18 protein-coding genes are annotated in these 16,139 nt (G+C 64.6%); 14 read left to right on the forward strand and 4 right to left on the reverse strand.

Annotated features, from left to right (window positions below):
- From ArtHe_RS04135 to ArtHe_RS04170, 8 genes are all read left to right on the forward strand, one after another.
- Positions 1–840, forward strand: coding sequence for a hypothetical protein (locus ArtHe_RS04135; RefSeq protein ID WP_248318889.1), 840 nt, complete (start codon positions 1–3; stop codon positions 838–840).
- Positions 841–908: 68 nt separating this feature from the next.
- Positions 909–1,337 carry an urease subunit beta gene (locus ArtHe_RS04140; protein WP_248318890.1) on the forward strand — a complete coding sequence of 143 codons (429 nt, stop codon included), beginning with the start codon at positions 909–911 and terminating at the stop codon, positions 1,335–1,337.
- Positions 1,334–3,061 (forward strand): urease subunit alpha, encoded by a 1,728-nt coding sequence (ureC, locus tag ArtHe_RS04145; RefSeq protein WP_282568727.1) that lies wholly within the window; start codon positions 1,334–1,336, stop codon positions 3,059–3,061. Before ArtHe_RS04140 ends, ureC begins: the two co-directional genes overlap by 4 nt.
- A 9-nt stretch (positions 3,062–3,070) precedes the next feature.
- Entirely contained in the window at positions 3,071–3,766 is a 696-nt protein-coding gene (locus tag ArtHe_RS04150; RefSeq protein WP_248318892.1) for an urease accessory UreF family protein, read from the forward strand.
- A 64-nt stretch (positions 3,767–3,830) separates the two neighbouring features.
- Entirely contained in the window at positions 3,831–4,466 is a 636-nt protein-coding gene (ureG, locus tag ArtHe_RS04155; protein WP_248318893.1) for an urease accessory protein UreG, read from the forward strand.
- Between the two features lie 146 nt (positions 4,467–4,612).
- Positions 4,613–5,458, forward strand: coding sequence for an urease accessory protein UreD (locus tag ArtHe_RS04160; RefSeq protein WP_248318894.1), 846 nt, complete (start codon positions 4,613–4,615; stop codon positions 5,456–5,458).
- Between the two features lie 30 nt (positions 5,459–5,488).
- On the forward strand, positions 5,489–6,592 hold the full coding sequence (locus ArtHe_RS04165; protein WP_248318895.1) for a HoxN/HupN/NixA family nickel/cobalt transporter: 1,104 nt from the start codon (positions 5,489–5,491) through the stop codon (positions 6,590–6,592).
- Positions 6,589–7,509: an urea transporter gene (locus ArtHe_RS04170; protein ID WP_248318896.1), complete on the forward strand. Its 921-nt coding sequence runs from the start codon at positions 6,589–6,591 to the stop codon at positions 7,507–7,509. The genes ArtHe_RS04165 and ArtHe_RS04170 overlap by 4 nt, the downstream gene beginning before the upstream one ends.
- A 22-nt stretch (positions 7,510–7,531) precedes the next feature.
- Here the strand turns inward: ArtHe_RS04170 and crcB are convergent, their stop codons facing one another.
- From crcB to ArtHe_RS04185, 3 genes are read right to left on the reverse strand one after another with little or no spacing between them, the layout of a single operon-like run.
- Positions 7,532–7,909, reverse strand: a complete 378-nt coding sequence (crcB, locus tag ArtHe_RS04175) for a fluoride efflux transporter CrcB (RefSeq protein WP_248318897.1) — start codon at positions 7,907–7,909, stop codon at positions 7,532–7,534.
- Positions 7,906–8,391, reverse strand: coding sequence for a CrcB family protein (locus tag ArtHe_RS04180; RefSeq protein ID WP_248318898.1), 486 nt, complete (start codon positions 8,389–8,391; stop codon positions 7,906–7,908). The genes crcB and ArtHe_RS04180 overlap by 4 nt, the downstream gene beginning before the upstream one ends.
- The gene (locus ArtHe_RS04185; protein ID WP_248318899.1) at positions 8,388–8,882 is read right to left on the reverse strand and encodes a universal stress protein; all 495 of its coding nucleotides are present in this window, start codon (positions 8,880–8,882) and stop codon (positions 8,388–8,390) included. The genes ArtHe_RS04180 and ArtHe_RS04185 overlap by 4 nt, the downstream gene beginning before the upstream one ends.
- 327 nt (positions 8,883–9,209) lie before the next feature.
- Between ArtHe_RS04185 and ArtHe_RS04190 the strand changes: the two genes are divergently transcribed.
- Entirely contained in the window at positions 9,210–10,004 is a 795-nt protein-coding gene (locus ArtHe_RS04190; protein WP_248318900.1) for an alpha/beta hydrolase, read from the forward strand.
- Here ArtHe_RS04190 and ArtHe_RS04195 read toward each other — a convergent pair.
- The gene (locus ArtHe_RS04195; protein ID WP_248318901.1) at positions 10,001–10,534 is read right to left on the reverse strand and encodes an alpha/beta fold hydrolase; all 534 of its coding nucleotides are present in this window, start codon (positions 10,532–10,534) and stop codon (positions 10,001–10,003) included. The two genes, ArtHe_RS04190 and ArtHe_RS04195, sit on opposite strands and share 4 nt — an antisense overlap.
- 219 nt (positions 10,535–10,753) lie before the next feature.
- On the opposite strand from ArtHe_RS04195, the gene ArtHe_RS04200 reads away from it, so the two are divergent.
- The 5 genes from ArtHe_RS04200 (at position 10,754) to ArtHe_RS04220 (ending at position 16,103) form a co-directional block, all read left to right on the forward strand.
- Positions 10,754–10,966: a heavy metal-associated domain-containing protein gene (locus ArtHe_RS04200; protein WP_248318902.1), complete on the forward strand. Its 213-nt coding sequence runs from the start codon at positions 10,754–10,756 to the stop codon at positions 10,964–10,966.
- Positions 10,963–11,967: a heavy-metal-associated domain-containing protein gene (locus ArtHe_RS04205; RefSeq protein ID WP_248318903.1), complete on the forward strand. Its 1,005-nt coding sequence runs from the start codon at positions 10,963–10,965 to the stop codon at positions 11,965–11,967. Before ArtHe_RS04200 ends, ArtHe_RS04205 begins: the two co-directional genes overlap by 4 nt.
- Before the next feature lie 55 nt (positions 11,968–12,022).
- The gene (locus ArtHe_RS04210) at positions 12,023–14,293 is read left to right on the forward strand and encodes a heavy metal translocating P-type ATPase (protein WP_248318904.1); all 2,271 of its coding nucleotides are present in this window, start codon (positions 12,023–12,025) and stop codon (positions 14,291–14,293) included.
- A 53-nt stretch (positions 14,294–14,346) separates the two neighbouring features.
- Entirely contained in the window at positions 14,347–14,619 is a 273-nt protein-coding gene (locus ArtHe_RS04215) for a YHS domain-containing protein (protein ID WP_248318905.1), read from the forward strand.
- Positions 14,620–14,768: 149 nt separating this feature from the next.
- Positions 14,769–16,103, forward strand: coding sequence for a hypothetical protein (locus ArtHe_RS04220; protein WP_248318906.1), 1,335 nt, complete (start codon positions 14,769–14,771; stop codon positions 16,101–16,103).
- Positions 16,104–16,139: the final 36 nt, after the last annotated feature.

The raw sequence follows: 16,139 nt of genomic DNA on the forward strand, positions 1-16,139 counted from the left end.
GTGGCCCCGCCCACTTCCGCGCACACGGCAGTCGTGCTCGTGGGGAGCCATGAAAGCGCGAACGGCGCCGATCTCCTGTCCCTAAAAGACGACGATCCCAGTGTCATCGTCACCACGGCGGGGCGCCCGCTGCACAACGTGGTCGCCCAGCTCTCGGCCGGAGACGGGCAAATCGTCGTCATTCCGATGACATTTGGCCGCAATCCCACCTTCGTCGCAGACACTGCGAAAACCCTGAAATGGCTCTCAGCAGGTGCGGAGGGACGTCTGGTGCTCGCCGATGCGTTCGGGAGCATCGACCACCTCACGGCCTGGCTGCGCACGGCTGCCAGCGAGGTGCGCAAACGCGACCCCGAGGCCGCGCTGGTGATCAGTGCCGATGCGGCCAATCCTTTTGACGATGCCGAGCTTTTCCGCATCGCCCATCTGGTGTGCACGCACGGAGCGGGCAATGTCGTCGAAGTGGCTGTTATGGAGACGGAAGCGGACTTGCTGGCCGTTCTGGACAGGCTGCGGCTCCTGGGCAGCGGCCGTGCCGTCATTGTCCCTGCCGGCTTTCAACGGGAGTCATCGACCGCGTTCGGACGAGACGGTTTTGCCGGCGCCCAGTTCTACGGTCCGCTGATGAGCAGCCAGGCGGTTCTGCGCGTGATCCGGCAGCGCACCCGGGACGCCCTGCACGAGCTGAGCCACGGCCGCACCGGCATCGCGGCTGGCCTGCAGGCAGACCACGGGCACGGTTACGCACACTCACATGCCTTCGAAGAATCCCAGGGCAAGGGGCACAACCACCCTCAGGGCCACTCTCATGGCCGGTCCACGCTCACACACACCCACTGACCACCCACTGACCGAATTCCGTCAGGTGAAGCACTGAAGCACGACTCTCCGCGAGGGAAGGAAGCATCATGCTAGGCAGTCCGAAATATCAGCACAGGGAAGACGAGATCGAAATCAACGCCGGGCGGCCGAGCGTGACGCTGCTGGTGAGTAACACCGGCGACCGGGCGGTACAGGTTGGTTCGCACTTCCACTTCTTTGAAGTGAATAAGGCGCTGCTCTTTGAACGGGAACAGGCCTACGGCATGCACCTCGATCTCCCGGCTGGAACCGGTATCCGTTTCGAGGCAGGTGACACCAAGGAAGTCACTCTTACCGCCTATGCCGGGAGCCGGTACGTCATCGGCTTCAACAATCTGGTGGACGGCGGACTGGACTCGGCGGCCACGAGGATTAAGGCAATCGCGCTTATGAACGAACTCAAGTTCCAGAACGGGAAGCCAACGGCGCACACGAGCGCAAAAACCGCGAAGAGTAAGGCAAAGGGGAAGAAATAATGGCGATCATCTCCCGCAAGCAATATACCGATCTCTTCGGACCGACAGTTGGCGACCGGGTGACCCTGGCCGACACGAACCTGGTCATCGAGATAGAGAAGGACTTCAACGAGGGCCACTACGGCGACGAAGTTGTCTACGGCGGTGGCAAAACCGCCCGCGACGGCATGGCCGCTGACCCGCAGGCAACCGGGGCGCAGGGGGTGCTTGACCTCGTTATTACCAACGCGATCATTCTCGACCCCGTGCTTGGTGTCATCAAGGGCGATATCGGGGTGCGGGACGGGAAGATCGCGGGCATCGGCAAGTCCGGCAATCCCCACACCCAGCATGGGGTCGACCCGCGCCTTGTGGTTGGGACGGGTACCGAGATTCTGGCAGGTGAGCACCTCATCGCAACCGCCGGGGGCATCGACTCGCATGTGCATTACATATCGCCGCAGCAGGCACAGGCGGCGCTCTCGAACGGCATCACGACGCTGTTCGGGGGTGGCACCGGGCCAACCGACGCCACCAACGGTGTCACCACCACTCCCGGGGCGTGGAACCTGGCGCGTCTGCTGGAATCTGCTGAGGCAATGCCCGTGAACATGGGCTTTCACGGCAAAGGTAATGGTTCGCTGCCCGATGCTCTTGTCGAACAACTCAGGGCGGGAGCATCAAGCCTGAAAGTCCACGAAGACTTTGGTGCCACTCCGGCAGCCTTGAGCTGCGCACTCGACGTAGCCGACCGCTTTGATGTTCAGGTTTCCCTGCACTCGGACAGCCTGAATGAGGCTGGCTACGTTGAAGACACGCTCGACGCCATCAACGGCCGCACGATTCACACGTACCACACGGAGGGCGCCGGCGGCGGGCACGCTCCCGACATCATCAAAGTAGCGGGCCATCCCAACGTGCTGCCGTCATCGACCAACCCGACGCTGCCCTACACCGTGAACTCCGTTGATGAGCTGCTTGACATGGTGATGGTCTGCCACCACCTCTCGCATGACATTCCCGAGGACGTATCCTTCGCTGATTCCCGGGTGCGCGCGGAGACTATCGCTGCTGAGACGGTGTTCCAGGACGAGGGCATCATCTCGATGGTCTCCTCCGACTCTCAGGCGATGGGCCGCGTGGGGGAGTCCTTCCTTCGCACGTTCCAGGTCGCGCACCACTGCAAGGACCAGCGCGGCAAGCTGCCGGAAGACTCGGAGAGCAACGACAACTTCCGTGTGCTGCGCTACCTGGCAAAGATCACCATCAACCCCGCCATCACGCAAGGGATCTCCGACTACGTGGGTTCACTCGAAGCCGGCAAGATTGCTGACATTGTGCTCTGGCCCGTTAACTCGTTTGGTGCAAAGCCCAAGCTCGTCGTGAAGGGCGGTCTCATTAACTGGTCGCTGATGGGCGATCCGAACGCCTCGCTGCCAACGCCGCAGCCGGTGTACTACCGGCCGATGTTCGGGGCGCAGGGCAAAACGCTTCAAAGCACGCGGGTGACGTTCATGTCCAAGGCCGCAATCGAGGACGGTGTTCCCGAACGGCTGGGCTTGAACAGCCAAGTGCTTCCCGTTCAACGCTGCCGCGGCATCGGAAAAGAACATATGGTGCGCAACAGCTCGATGCCCAAGATCGAAGTCGACCCCGAAACATATGAAGTGACGTGCGACGGCGTGTTGACGACGATCGCGCCGGCAAAAACACTGCCTCTGACCCGGCTCTTCTTCCTGGCATAGAAGGGCAACATGGCGAACTCGGAAGTGCGGCAGCTGCTCTCGAGCCTGCAGTTCTCAGACTCTGCCTTTCCCAGCGGCTTCTACACGATGTCCCACGGCCTGGAAGGGTTCAGTCAAGCGAAGCTCGTCGCCCGGGGCGGCCTGCCGGAATTGCTGGCTGACCTGCTGACCCATTCGGTGGGGCCGGGGGATGCCACAGCCCTTGCCACGGCCCACCGCGCTGCTGCCGCGGGCAACTGGTCACTGGTGCAGGAAATAGATCAGCGGCTCTTTGCCTCGAAACTCAATGCGGAAATGCGGAAAGCCTCAGTGCGCAGCGGGCATCAGCTCGCCGATCTCGCATCTGAAGTGCTCGGCGGAGAGGCGCTCACCGACTTCGGAGCTCGGGTGAAGGCGCGCTCCACGCCCGGCTGCCAGCCAGTGGTGAGCGCGGTTGTTTATGCGGCCAGCGGAGTAGGGACAGAGCTGGCGGTGGCCTCGGACCTCTTCGCCTTTGCGGTGAGTTTTGTGGGCGCGGGACTGCGGATGAGGCTCACCGACCACCGGGACGCGCAGGTGATTCTTCACGGGACTGCTCCCGTGATTGAACGGGTTGCAGCTGATGCCCTGGCCCGCGGTATAGAGGACATCGGAGGGTGCGCGCCCCTGGCAGACATCATGTCTGCCCAGCACGAGCGGGCTGAAGCGAGGTTGTTCGCCAGCTGATCACGCACGAAGCCACGCACGAAGCACTGTGCAGAAACGAGCGGCACGAGGGAATGAGGAAACCATGAGCGAGAACGTCCTGAGAATCGGTATCGGCGGCCCGGTAGGTTCGGGCAAGACGGCGCTGACGGAGGCGCTCGTGCCGTTGCTGATCGCAGCGGGCCGTACGCCCGCAGTGATCACGAACGACATCTACACGCAGGAAGATGCGGAACACGTGCGGCGTGAGCTCGCTGGCGTCCTCAGCCCAGACCGCGTAGCCGGGGTGGAGACCGGTGCCTGTCCCCACACAGCAGTGCGGGACGATCCCACGATGAACCTCGCCGTGGGGGCCGAAATGCTTGAGCGCTTTCCTGACGTTGACACGCTGATCTACGAATCGGGCGGAGACAACCTCACGCTCACCTTCTCACCGGCGCTCGCCGATGTGTTCGTGTTCGTGCTCGACACGGCCGAGGGGGAGAAGATGCCCCGCAAACGTGGCCCGGGAATCACCGAGAGCGACATTCTCGTGATCAACAAGATCGACATTGCGCAGTACGTGCGCACCAACCTTGAGGTGATGGAGAGCGACGCCCACCGGGTGCGCGACGGCAAACCGGTGGTGCTCACGAATTCGCTGACAGGCCAGGGACTCGACGAGCTGCTGAACCAGATCATGAGCCACTGGAACAGCACCGGAGCAGAACTCGTCGGATGACGGCCCTGAGCACGGCGGCGGTGAATGCCCCAAACCCAGGTGGATACCGCCTGGAGCCGGAATTTTACGAACCCTCCCACGTGCCGATCGAGGTGCGGCGGCATGCCGGGCAGCCACCGAGTCTGCCGGTCGGCAGTCCGGGAAAGGTGGGTGTCCTGCAACTGGGCTTCGCGCAGAACCGCGGACGCACTGAGCTTGTGCAGCACTACCAAAAATCACCGCTGCAGATTATGCATCCGCTGTACTTCAACCCCTTGCGCAGCGACATGGCCTACACCTACCTGATGTCACCGGGCGGTGGTGTGCTGCAGGGAGACCGGCTCCGTACCGACCTGGACTTTGGGCCGGGAACCTCGGCTCATGTGACGAGCCAGGCGCACACCAGGGTCTATCGCATGGAGCATGGCTACGCCACGGCGATGATGAACATCAGGGCGGAAGCGGATGCCTATGTGGAGTACCTGCCCGAGCCCGTTGTGCCTTTCGCCCAGTCGCGTTTCTATCAGCAGACCTCGGTTGTGCTAGCTCAAAGCGCATCGCTGCTGCTGGGCGAGACGGTTTATGCCGGCCGGCTGGCGCGTGGAGAAAGACACCAGTACGAGGTGTACGCGTCAGACCTTGAGGTACGGAGGCCGGATGGCACGCTCGTGGCACTCGACCGGGTGCGGCTCTGCCCGGGCGAGACAGCACCGGGTACGGGCGGGGTAGCCGGGCTTGGGGTGCTCGCGGACCACGATGTGCTCGCCATGCTCTACGTTCTCACGCCGCTCGTGCCCGTGGCTGAGCTGGCCGACGCATTGCACCAGACTCTCGCCGGCGCATTCGACGGCGACGTGATCTTCGGAGTGAGTGCGCTGCCCGGTGACGCCGGTGTGTGGATGCGTCTGGTCGGCAATGACACAGTCGCGGTAGCACGCGCCAATACTGCAGCGGCTTCCGTCGTTCATGAACTTCTCACGGGCAAAGCGGCCCCGGTGATTCGCAAGAGCTAGGGCGGCAACAACCAGTTAAAGGGGCTGACGATGCAGAAGCAAGCGTTGCGACAGCGATCGTACCGGGCGCAGGTGCTCGTGGCGTTCATTCCCGTGGTGCTCATACACATCGTGGGTTTCGGGGTCTTCTTCATCCTGGTGGAGCCGCTGCACCTGGAATTGGGCTCGTCTGTATTCGGCGTCGGCATTGCGGTGGTGGCCTATGTGCTCGGCATCAGGCATGCTTTCGACGCCGATCACATAGCGGCGATCGATAACACCACCCGGAAGCTGGTTGATTTGAATCGGCCGGCAGCCGGCGTTGGCCTGTTCTTTTCGCTGGGGCACTCAACCATTGTCTTTTTGATGGCAGCGCTTTTGGCGCTCGGCGTGAGCTGGGCCGTGGGGCTGACGGATGACGGAAACGGGGTGCGCAACGGGCTGGGGGTCTTTGGCACAGTGGTGTCCGGGGTGTTCCTCCTGCTCATCGGATTGATCAACGCCGTCGCATTTATGGGGCTCCTCAAAGTCTGGCGGGCCTCGCGCGACGGCAAACTCGATGAAGCGGAGCTCGAGAAGCATCTGCAGGGCCGCGGATTCATGACCCGCATCATCGGACCCATGATGAAATCGATCGACCGGCCGGGAAAGATGTACTTCGTTGGCTTTCTGTTCGGTCTCGGCTTCGACACTGCCAGCGAGATCGCCCTGCTGGTGCTCGCGGGAACCGGCGCAGCAACCGGCCTGCCCTGGTACGCGATTCTCTGCCTCCCGCTGATCTTTGCCGCAGGTATGAGCCTTTTCGATACCCTCGACTCGGCCATCATGGTGAAGGCCTATGGCTGGGCAACAATCAACCCGATTCGCAGGGTCTATTACAGCCTCACGATCACGGGCCTCTCGGTGATGATCGCCGTGATGATCGGCGGCATCGAGCTGGTGGGGCTGCTCAACGAGAAGATGGGGCTCAGCGATCCGCTCACCGGCTGGATCGCAAGCATCGACCTGGAAAACGTGGGATACATCATTGTGGGCACGCTGCTCATAGCATGGCTCGTCTCGACCGCTTATTGGAAGTTCGGCAAGGTCGAGGAGCGTTGGGCGGCCGCGAAGGCACAGCCCCGCCCGCCAAGGCCGGAAGGAGGTGCTTCATGAGCGCTGTCGAACCTGCTCAGAGTCTGGGCCTTCCCGACTGGATCCGCGGAGGCGGGCGCGGCCTTTCGCAGATATTCTTCCAGGCCAATCTCCTGACAGCGCTGCTGATTCTGGCGGCCTTCGCCGTGGCAGATTGGCGTATGGCGGTACTGGTTGTGCTGGGATGTGCCGCGTCAACAGTGGCTGGCCGGCTGCTGGGCGCCGCAGCATCCGATATCACCGCAGGCTTGCAGGGCTTTTGCGGAGCACTCGTCGGCGCAGCCACGTTCTCTGCCATCGGCGGGCAGTGGGCGGCATACCCTATCGCCATCGCCGCAGGGGCGCTCTGCGCACCGGTCACATGGCTCGTCGTCGCACTCTTCACAAAGACCCCGTTGAAGGTCTACGCGCTGCCCTCGACGACCGCTCCGTTCTGCATCGTCGCGACTGGCGTGCTGCTGAGCACTCAGCCGCTGCATGTCAGTTCGACGGCCTCCGAGACCATTGACTCTGTGCCGCTGGCGTTCGCCCGCTCGCTGCTCACCAACGTTTCAGAGGTGGTGCTCATCAACAATGTGTGGGCGGGCGCTCTCATTTTGCTGGGATTGTTCGTGGCAGGTTGGAAAGTGGGCGCCGCGGCCCTTATCGGCAGTGTGATCGGCAGCTTGTGTGCCCTCGCCCTCGGGGAGGGGCTCACGGAAACGGCCAACGGTTTGGGCGGGTACTCGGGTGTGCTCACCGCAATCGCGCTCGCCGTGGTATTTCTTCAGAGCAGCACTGTTTCATGGGTGCTGGCCGTGATCGGCACTATCGTGACTGCCCTGGTGACCCTGCTGATGCACCAGATCTCGGCCCCCACCTACACCTGGCCGTACATTCTCACAACGTGGGTGCTGCTGGTGGCTGCATACTATATTCCGGCAGCCAGGCGGCCGTAGCGAAACCAGTGCAGGCATAGAGCTAGAGGGACGTTCCTATCCAGAGGCCCAGTACAGCGGCAGCCACCGAAAGCACCAGCATCCCGAGTCCGCTGATGAACGATGCCATATGCCTGCCCTGCTTGATGAGTTGTACTGTCTCATAGCTGGCCGTGCTGAAGGTCGTGTACCCGCCAAGGAAGCCGGTTCCGATGACAATGCTGAGATCCGTCGGCAGCACCCGGACCAGGGTGAGCCCGGTGAGGAAACCGAGCACCAGCGAACCGGAAACGTTAATGATCGTCGTCGCCCATGGAAAAGCGGTCTTGAGGTGCGAGCGAATGAGCCCGTCGAAGAGGAAGCGCACCGCAGCGCCAACTCCGCCGGCCAGGGCCAGGAGCAGGAAGATGAGCGGAGTCATGCTGAATCCCCCTGCTCAGTTGCCCGGTGCTCAGCTGGCGCCTCCGGCGCTGCGGTTTGCCGTCTCCGGGAATTACTCCTGCTGGCCACGGCAATGCCAAGCCAGGTGGCGCATGCACCTATCAACACCGTTCCGACCGAGTAGGCGGCGGCAACCCACGGCAGTCCGTCGCGGAAAAGCACGGCCGTGTCCGTGGCGAGTGAACTGTAGGTGGTGAAACCGCCGCAGTAGCCGGTGCCGAGAAGGAGTTTGAGGTTTTTACCCGTGGGCTTTGCACTGTCCAGGCGGGTGACCGCTTCGTAGAGATAGCCGAGAAGAAACGCGCCGATCACATTAATGATGGCGATGGAGATGGGTACTTCGCCGAGCTTGGGAATAACGAGTGAGAGTCCCTCACGGCTGGCTGCACCGAAGGCACCGCCAATGGCCACGAGGGCGATGGGCGCCCAGCGCAGGTGTGCTGGGCGGATGCCCGGCCTCACGCTTCGGCCCAAGGGGGCGGCGCGGTGGCTCCGGAGGAAAGCGAGGGAATGATGACGACGGGGCGCAGCTGCTGGTGTGCGAGATTAACGCCGACCGAGCGGTTGAAGAACTCCTGGATTGTGCCGCTGAAAGAGCGCTCGTGGGCGCCGACCACAATCATCGCCGCGTCGAGGGTGTCTCCGAGGCGGCCAAGCGCTGCGGCCACGTCCCCGGCAAGGACGACAGTGCGCCAGTTCACGTCGCTGTCCGCCAGGATCCCGCCGAGCCCATCGGCCAGCCGGGCGTCAAAAGCGAGCTCGCGCTCGTCTGCGAAGTCGGGATCAATCGATGCTGTGAGCAATGAGCCGTCCTGGGACTCTGACGTGACGAAACGGCCAGGATTCACATGCGCGCACACCAAGTCAGTGTCGAATCGGGCGGCGAAGCGCGCCGCGTGCAGAACGACATGCGGAGGCTGGCCGGGGGATACTCCGGCAATGACTGGATGCATTCGCTGATTCTCGGCATGCGTGCCCACACATCGACGCTACCCTCAGGCCGCACAGGGTACAAGGATCGACGGCGATCGGCCGGCGCCGGGGACGTGAGGCCGTGCTTGACGGGCAGCGGGCCGGCGCCACGGGCGCTGAGCTCAGTGACGGAAGAGCGGCGGGTATGGCGCAGGTCCAGCGGCCGCGGCTAAAGTTTAGTCAGCCGTGCCGGAGAGTGAGGAGGTGGTACCCGTGAACAAACTGATGTGGGTGCTCCTCGCTGCAGTCATGGCCGGGCGATAGGTCGTCCGGGAGCGCCGTAGAAAGCACTCCCGAAAGGCACGACCATGCACTTGACTTTTGAACGCTTCACTTTTGAACACTTCGCTTCCGAACACGTCACTTCCGAACAACTCACTTCCGAACAGGGTCTCGAAGACGGCGTCCTCGAACGCGGATTCACCCTCGGCGGGATCCCCGGCATTCTGTGGACTCCCGCATCCGCGTCAGCATCCGCTCCGGCGCCGCTGATCCTGCTGGGCCACCCCGGGGGGCTGCGGGCGATGCATTCCCGGCTGGCGGGACGGGCCCGGCAATCCGCGGCGAACGGCTTCGCCACGGCCAGCATCGAACTCCCGGGCGGCGCAGGCAGGTCCCGGATGCCTGGGATTGAGCAGGCCCGGAGTGATCTGCACGCGGCGTTAGCGGCCGGAAAACCGGTAACCGGGATCGTTGACCGGCTGGTCCTCCCGCTCGTGGAGAAAGCAGTTCCGGAATGGCAGACTACCCTCGACGCGCTCCTGGCTCTGCCGGAGATCCGCGGGCCGGTGGGGTTCTCCGGCGGGGTCATCGCCATCGGAATCCGGCTGGCACTGGTGGAATCACGCATAGCGGCAGCCGGTCTCTTTGCCGGGAGTTTCGTGCCCCGGGTGATGTTCGACGACGCCCGTCAGGTCACGATTCCGCTGCACTTCCTGCTGCAGTGGGACGACAAAGGAAACGACCGGCAGCAGGCGCTGGATCTGTTCGACGCCTTCGGGTCCCAGGAAAAGACGCTGCAGGCCAATATGGGTGGACACACCGGGGTCCCGGAGTTCGCGGGGGAGGATGCGGCCAGGTTCTTCATCCGGCACCTGAATTAGCCGGCTGTCCAGCGGATGAAAGCCGCCGCGTCCTCTGCGGCTGACGCCATCCGGCCCTCGAACTGGTGGCCGCCGGTAGGGTGCCGGCGAACGACGGCGTCCGGGAGCAGGGATTCCAGGCGGGCAAGGTGATCGAAGGGCACCACGTCGTCGTCACGGCAGTGGTGCAGGAAGAGTGGCATGCCCGCCGGGGGTTCAAAGCCCGCCGGCAGTGCGTACTCGGCCTGCCAGCCCTCGGATCCCCAGAACGGTGTCGCCAGGAGGACGAGTCCACGCGGCGGGGGATCCTGCCAACCCGTGGCCAGGTGGAGCAGTGCCATGGACGCGCCGAAGGAGTGCCCGATGATCACCACATCCGGACCGAGGGTATTCCGCTGGCGGTCCAGTTCATCGAACCAGGCGGCAGCGGACATCTCATCGTCCGGGAAACGGGGCATCGCCACAGGAACCCCCAGGCGCTGCCGCAGCTCCTCGGCCAGCGGCTGGTCATCACTCCAGCCGCCGGCACCGTGGGCAAAGAGGAATTCCATGCTCCTCTCCTCCTCGAAAGTTGATCCTGCCGGCGGACGCCGCCAGTACCACTTTCCTACAATGGGAGCGGTCCAGCCAGCACCGTCGCCCGCACTGCCTGCCTGATTCGGCAACAGGGTCACCGGAGCTTCGGTCCCTCGTTGCGTTATACCCTCCAGGGGTATACAGTCTGTTACGGATACCCAGTAGGGGTATACGCACACGGAAGGAAAAGCGCAATGGCCACCAATGAATACCAGGTAACCGGAATGACCTGCGGGCACTGCGAACTGTCGGTCCGCGAAGAAGTGGAACTGATCCCCGGAGTCGAGGACATCCAGGTCAGCGCCCAGACCGGCAAGCTCGCTGTCACGGCCTCCGAACCGCTCGACGATGCCAAGATCCTCGCTGCAGTGGAGGAAGCAGGCTATTCGGCCGTGCGGACAGCATGAACACCGGCACGCGCCTGGGGCTTTACGGAGCGGGCCTGCTGGTGGCGTTCGGCGGTGCCTTCGGAGTGGCCGGCGCCGTGGTACCTGACAGCGCGGTCAACGGCTGGACGGAAAACAGCCGGACTGGAGGGGACGATATGAAAGCCCACAGTGAAGGGCAGCAAACCCCCGCCAGGGGAGCTGCCGCAGGCCCGTCTCTGCCGGACGGCGTCAAGGGCCTCGCAGCCGGGACCGACGGATACCTCCTGTCCCCGGTCCAGGCACCCGGAGCAGCGGGGGAGACGGGCACCCTCAGCTTCCAGATCCAGGACGCTGCCGGGAAACCGGTCACGGACTACCAAACCTCGCACGAGCAGGACCTGCACCTGATCGTTGCCCGTTCAGACGGCAGCCACTTCCGCCATGTGCACCCGGTGCTCGATGAATCCACCGGTACCTGGTCAATCCCCTGGGGATGGACTGACGCCGGCAGCTACCGTGTCTACGCGGACTTCACACCGGCGGCAGCCGGTGCCGACGCAGGGTCCCTGACGCTGACGCGAACGGTCCAGGTGGCCGGAGACTTCACGCCCACAGCACCGCAGCCCACCCGGTCGGCCCAGGTGGATGGCTTCACCGTCTCGCTTGGCGGTGACCTGACCGCGGGCACCTCCAGTGACCTCACTCTCACGGTCACCCGCGACGGGGAGCCGGTCACCACCCTGGAACCCTATCTGGGCGCCTTTGGGCACCTCGTGGCGCTCCGCGACGGGGACCTGGCCTATCTGCATGTCCACCCCCAGGGCGAGGAACCTGCACCGGGAGAGACTTCCGGGCCGGAGATCGGATTCGCCGCCGAGGCCCCCACTGCGGGCCGCTACCTGCTGTATCTGGATTTCCAGGTGGATGGCCAGGTCCACACCGCCTCCTTTGTGCTGGACGCCGCGCACGGCAGCTCCACCAGCAGCGGCCGCGCCTCCCCGGACACCGGAAGCGGACCGCATTCTGAACCCGGCCACTGACCCGGTCCCGGCAAACAACCCGCCCCAGCAGACAAGCTAAGCGAAGGAACAACACATGAGCACATCAACATCCCCGGGCGTGGGCACCGGCATCGAGCTGGAGATCGGCGGAATGACCTGCGCTTCCTGCGCCATGCGGATCGAGAAAAAGCTCAACAAGCTCGACGGCGTCACTGCGACCGTGAACTACGCCACCGAAAAGGCGAAAGTCACCGTCCCGGAGGGTTACGACCCTGCGCAGCTGATCGCGGAGGTGGAAAAAACCGGGTACACCGCCGTCGTGACCGCGCCGAAGGGCGGCAAGGATGGCGGCGCTGCATCCAGCGCCGCCGGGGACGAAGACCCCGAGCTGGTCTCGCTGCGCCACCGGCTGATCGGCGCGGTTGTGCTGACGGTGCCGGTGATCGCCATGGCCATGATCCCGGCGCTGCAGTTCACCTACTGGCAGTGGGCGTCGCTGGCACTGGCTGCCCCGGTGATCGTGTGGGGGGCATGGCCCTTCCATAAGGCGGCCTGGGCCAACCTCAAGCAGGGCGCCGCCACCATGGACACACTCATCTCCATGGGCACCTCGGCCGCCTTCCTCTGGTCCCTGTACGCGCTGTTCTTCGGCACCGCCGGCACCCCCGGCATGACGCACCCGTTCGAATTCGCGCTGGCACCGTCCGACGGCGCCGCGAACATCTACCTGGAAGTCGGCGCCGGGGTAACAATGTTCATCCTGGCCGGCCGCTACTTCGAGAAGCGGTCCAAAAAGCAGGCCGGCGCCGCCCTGCGCGCACTCCTCGAACTCGGCGCCAAGGAAGTTTCAGTGCTGCGCGGCGGAGTGGAAACGAAGATCCCCGTCGAAGAGCTGCAGGCCGGCGACGAATTCATCGTCCGGCCGGGAGAGAAGATCGCCACCGACGGGGTGGTGGTTTCCGGCACCTCCGCAGTGGACGCATCAATGCTCACCGGCGAATCGGTCCCCGTCGAGGTTGCTGAAGGCGACACTGTCACCGGCGCCACCACGAACGCCGGCGGCCGGCTGGTGGTCCGCGCCACGCGGATCGGAGCGGACACACAGCTGGCGCAGATGGCCAGGCTCGTCGAGGATGCCCAAACCGGGAAGGCCGAGGTACAGCGCCTCGCCGACCGGATTTCGGGTGTGTTCGTACCGGTTGTGATCGTGATCGCGGTCATCGCCCTTGGGGGCTGGCTGGGAGCCGGCTTCCCCGTGACAGCGGCATTCACCGCAGCCGTCGCCGTGCTGGTGATCGCGTGCCCCTGTGCCCTGGGCCTGGCCACACCGACGGCACTGCTGGTCGGCACGGGCCGCGGCGCCCAGATGGGTGTGCTGATCAAGGGCCCGGAGGTGCTGGAATCCACCCGTAAAGTCGACACAGTTGTCCTGGATAAGACCGGTACCGTCACCACCGGCAAAATGACGCTGGTCGACGCGGTCGCTGAGCCCGGCACCGGCCGGGCCGAGCTGCTCCGGCTGGCTGGAGCGCTGGAAGACGCCTCGGAACATCCGATCGCCCAGGCCATTGCCAAGGGTGCTGTCCAGGAGACCGGCCCGCTGCCGGCACCTGAGGACTTCGCGAACGTGGAAGGCAAAGGCGTCCAGGGTGTCGTGGACGGGCACGCCGTCGTGGTGGGCCGCGAGTCGCTGCTCGCCGAATGGTCCCTGAAGCTGAGCCCCGGACTAACCGCCCTGAAGGCCCAGGCAGAGGGTGAAGGCAAAACCGTCGTCGCGGTGGGCTGGGACGGGCAGGCCCGGGGCATCCTGGTTGTGGCGGACACAGTGAAGCCGACCAGCGCCGAAGCCATTGCACAGTTCAAGGCAATTGGCCTCACTCCGGTTCTGCTCACCGGCGACAACGACGCCGTCGCCCGGCAGATTGCCGCCGAGGTGGGCATCGAGGAAGTCATTGCCGAGGTCCTCCCGCAGGACAAGGTCGACGTCGTCCGCCGGCTCCAGGCCGAAGGCAAGGTGGTCGCGATGATCGGCGACGGCGTCAACGATGCCCCGGCCCTCGCCCAGGCGGACCTTGGCCTGGCCATGGGCACCGGCGCGGACGTCGCCATCGAAGCCTCCGACATCACGCTGGTGCGCGGTGACCTCCGCAGCGCGGTCGATGCCATCCGCTTGTCCCGCAAGACCCTCGGAACCATCAAAACCAACCTGTTCTGGGCCTTTGCCTACAACGTCGCCGCTGTTCCGGTCGCGGCGCTCGGGATGCTCAATCCCATGCTCGCCGGAGCCGCGATGGCCCTGTCCAGCGTCTTCGTCGTCGGCAACAGCCTGCGGCTGCGTGGCTTCAAGAGCACCGCCAAGCAGTAGCCGGGCCCAGGGCATCAATTCCCATCAATCACGCAGAACACGAGAGGCACACCATGACGAATGACTCCCAGGCGGCCGCCAGCTGCTGCGGTACCAGCGCTCCCAACCCGGCCGCGGCAGGCAACGGCCGCGGGAACCTGCTCGGCAGCCAGGCGGATGACCTAACCACCTGTCCGGTGATGGCCGGCAGCCCCGTCAGTAAAACGGCCGCCGAGGCAGCCGGTCTCTACCGGGACTACGAAGGGGAGCGCTACTACTTCTGCTGTGCCGGCTGCGGACCCGCCTTTGACGCGGATCCGGCCGGGTACGCCGCCAGCATGGCCTGACTGCGGGGCTTCTGCAGGGCCTGCATCCCGTTCCCGGACGGAGAGCGGGCCCTGCAGGCAGTTCCGAAGGGCAGCAGCTACAGAGCCCGGACATCGGGGTTACACCGTCATAATGCGAAATCTTGGACTCAGTCCAAGAAGATGGTGGTGTGAAGACAACTCAAGACGCGGTAGCCGAGCCTGCCGGAACCGTTGATACCCACTCACGCGGCCGCGCGCGGGTCATGACCTACGTGGCACTGTTCGCCGGAGTGCTGGTGGTGAACGCGGCACTGTTTGTGTGGGGCCTCGCCGCCGGCTGGTGGCAGCCGCACGCCCGCAGCCTGCAGGTGATCGCGGCAATCTCCCAAATCAACATCCTGTTCTCCATCCTCCCGCGGCAGCACTGGATGGTGAACCTGATTTCCTACCTGGCCACCAGGGCTCCAACCTCGTGGCCGCTGCGGCTGCGCTGGCGGCTCGCGCAGTACTACCACGTCGGCGGACTGCACGTCGGCGGCGCCATTGCCGGAACCTTCTGGTACGTGGCGTACGTCGTGCTGCTGGCCCCGGCCTGGGCCGACGGGGAAGCCGGGTACGACGACGTCTCGGTTGCCCTGGCGCTCGTCGTCTCCGCGGTGCTCATCACCATCTGCGTCCTGGCCAATCCCGGATTCCGGACCCGCCACCACGACGTCTTCGAAGCGTCGCACCGCTTCGGCACCTGGACCGTGCTGGTGCTCGGCTGGACCAACGCGCTGCTCCTCGCCAAGCTGCAGACGCCGGCGCGCAGCTTCAGCGAAGCGCTGCTGACTTCTCCGATTTTTTGGATGCTTGTGATCTCCACCGGCCTCGCCGTATGGCCGTGGATCCTGCTGCGCAGGGTTCCGATCACCACCGAGCGCCCCTCCGACCACACGATTATTGTGCGTCTCAACCATGGCTACGTTCCACGGGTTGGCACCACACGGGCGATGAGCCGGCATCCGCTCCTGGGCTGGCACCCGTTCGCCTGTGTACCGGCCGCGCCGGGGGAGTCCGGCTACCGCATGGTGGTTTCCCGGGCGGGAGGCTGGACCGGCGATTTCATCAACAACCCGCCGACACACGTCTGGGTCCGCGGCATCCCCACCGTGGGTGTCGCGAACGCGAAGCGCCTCTTCAAACGCGTGCTCTACGTGACCACGGGCAGTGGGATCGGTCCCGCCCTGGGTCACCTGCTCACCGACACCCAGGGTGCCCGGCTGGTGTGGGTCACCAAGACTCCGCGGGCAACCTACGGCGACGCCCTGGTCGACGAGGTGGAGGCCGCGCAGCCTGACGCCGTCATCTGGAACACCACGGAGCAGGGCAAACCCGATGTGTTCGAACTGTCCTATGACGCGTTTGTGGCGTCCGGAGCGGACGCGGTGATTATTGTTTCCAACAAGTCCGTCACCGGGCGGGTCGTCAGCGAGTTCGAACGCCGCGGCATTCCGGCCTTCGGCCCCATCTGGGACTCCTAGAACGAAACTGGCTGCTGCCGTCCCGGGCCGGGACGG

This window comes from Arthrobacter sp. Helios (assembly GCF_023167125.1).
GTDB classification, from domain to species: domain Bacteria; phylum Actinomycetota; class Actinomycetes; order Actinomycetales; family Micrococcaceae; genus Arthrobacter_B; species Arthrobacter_B luteolus.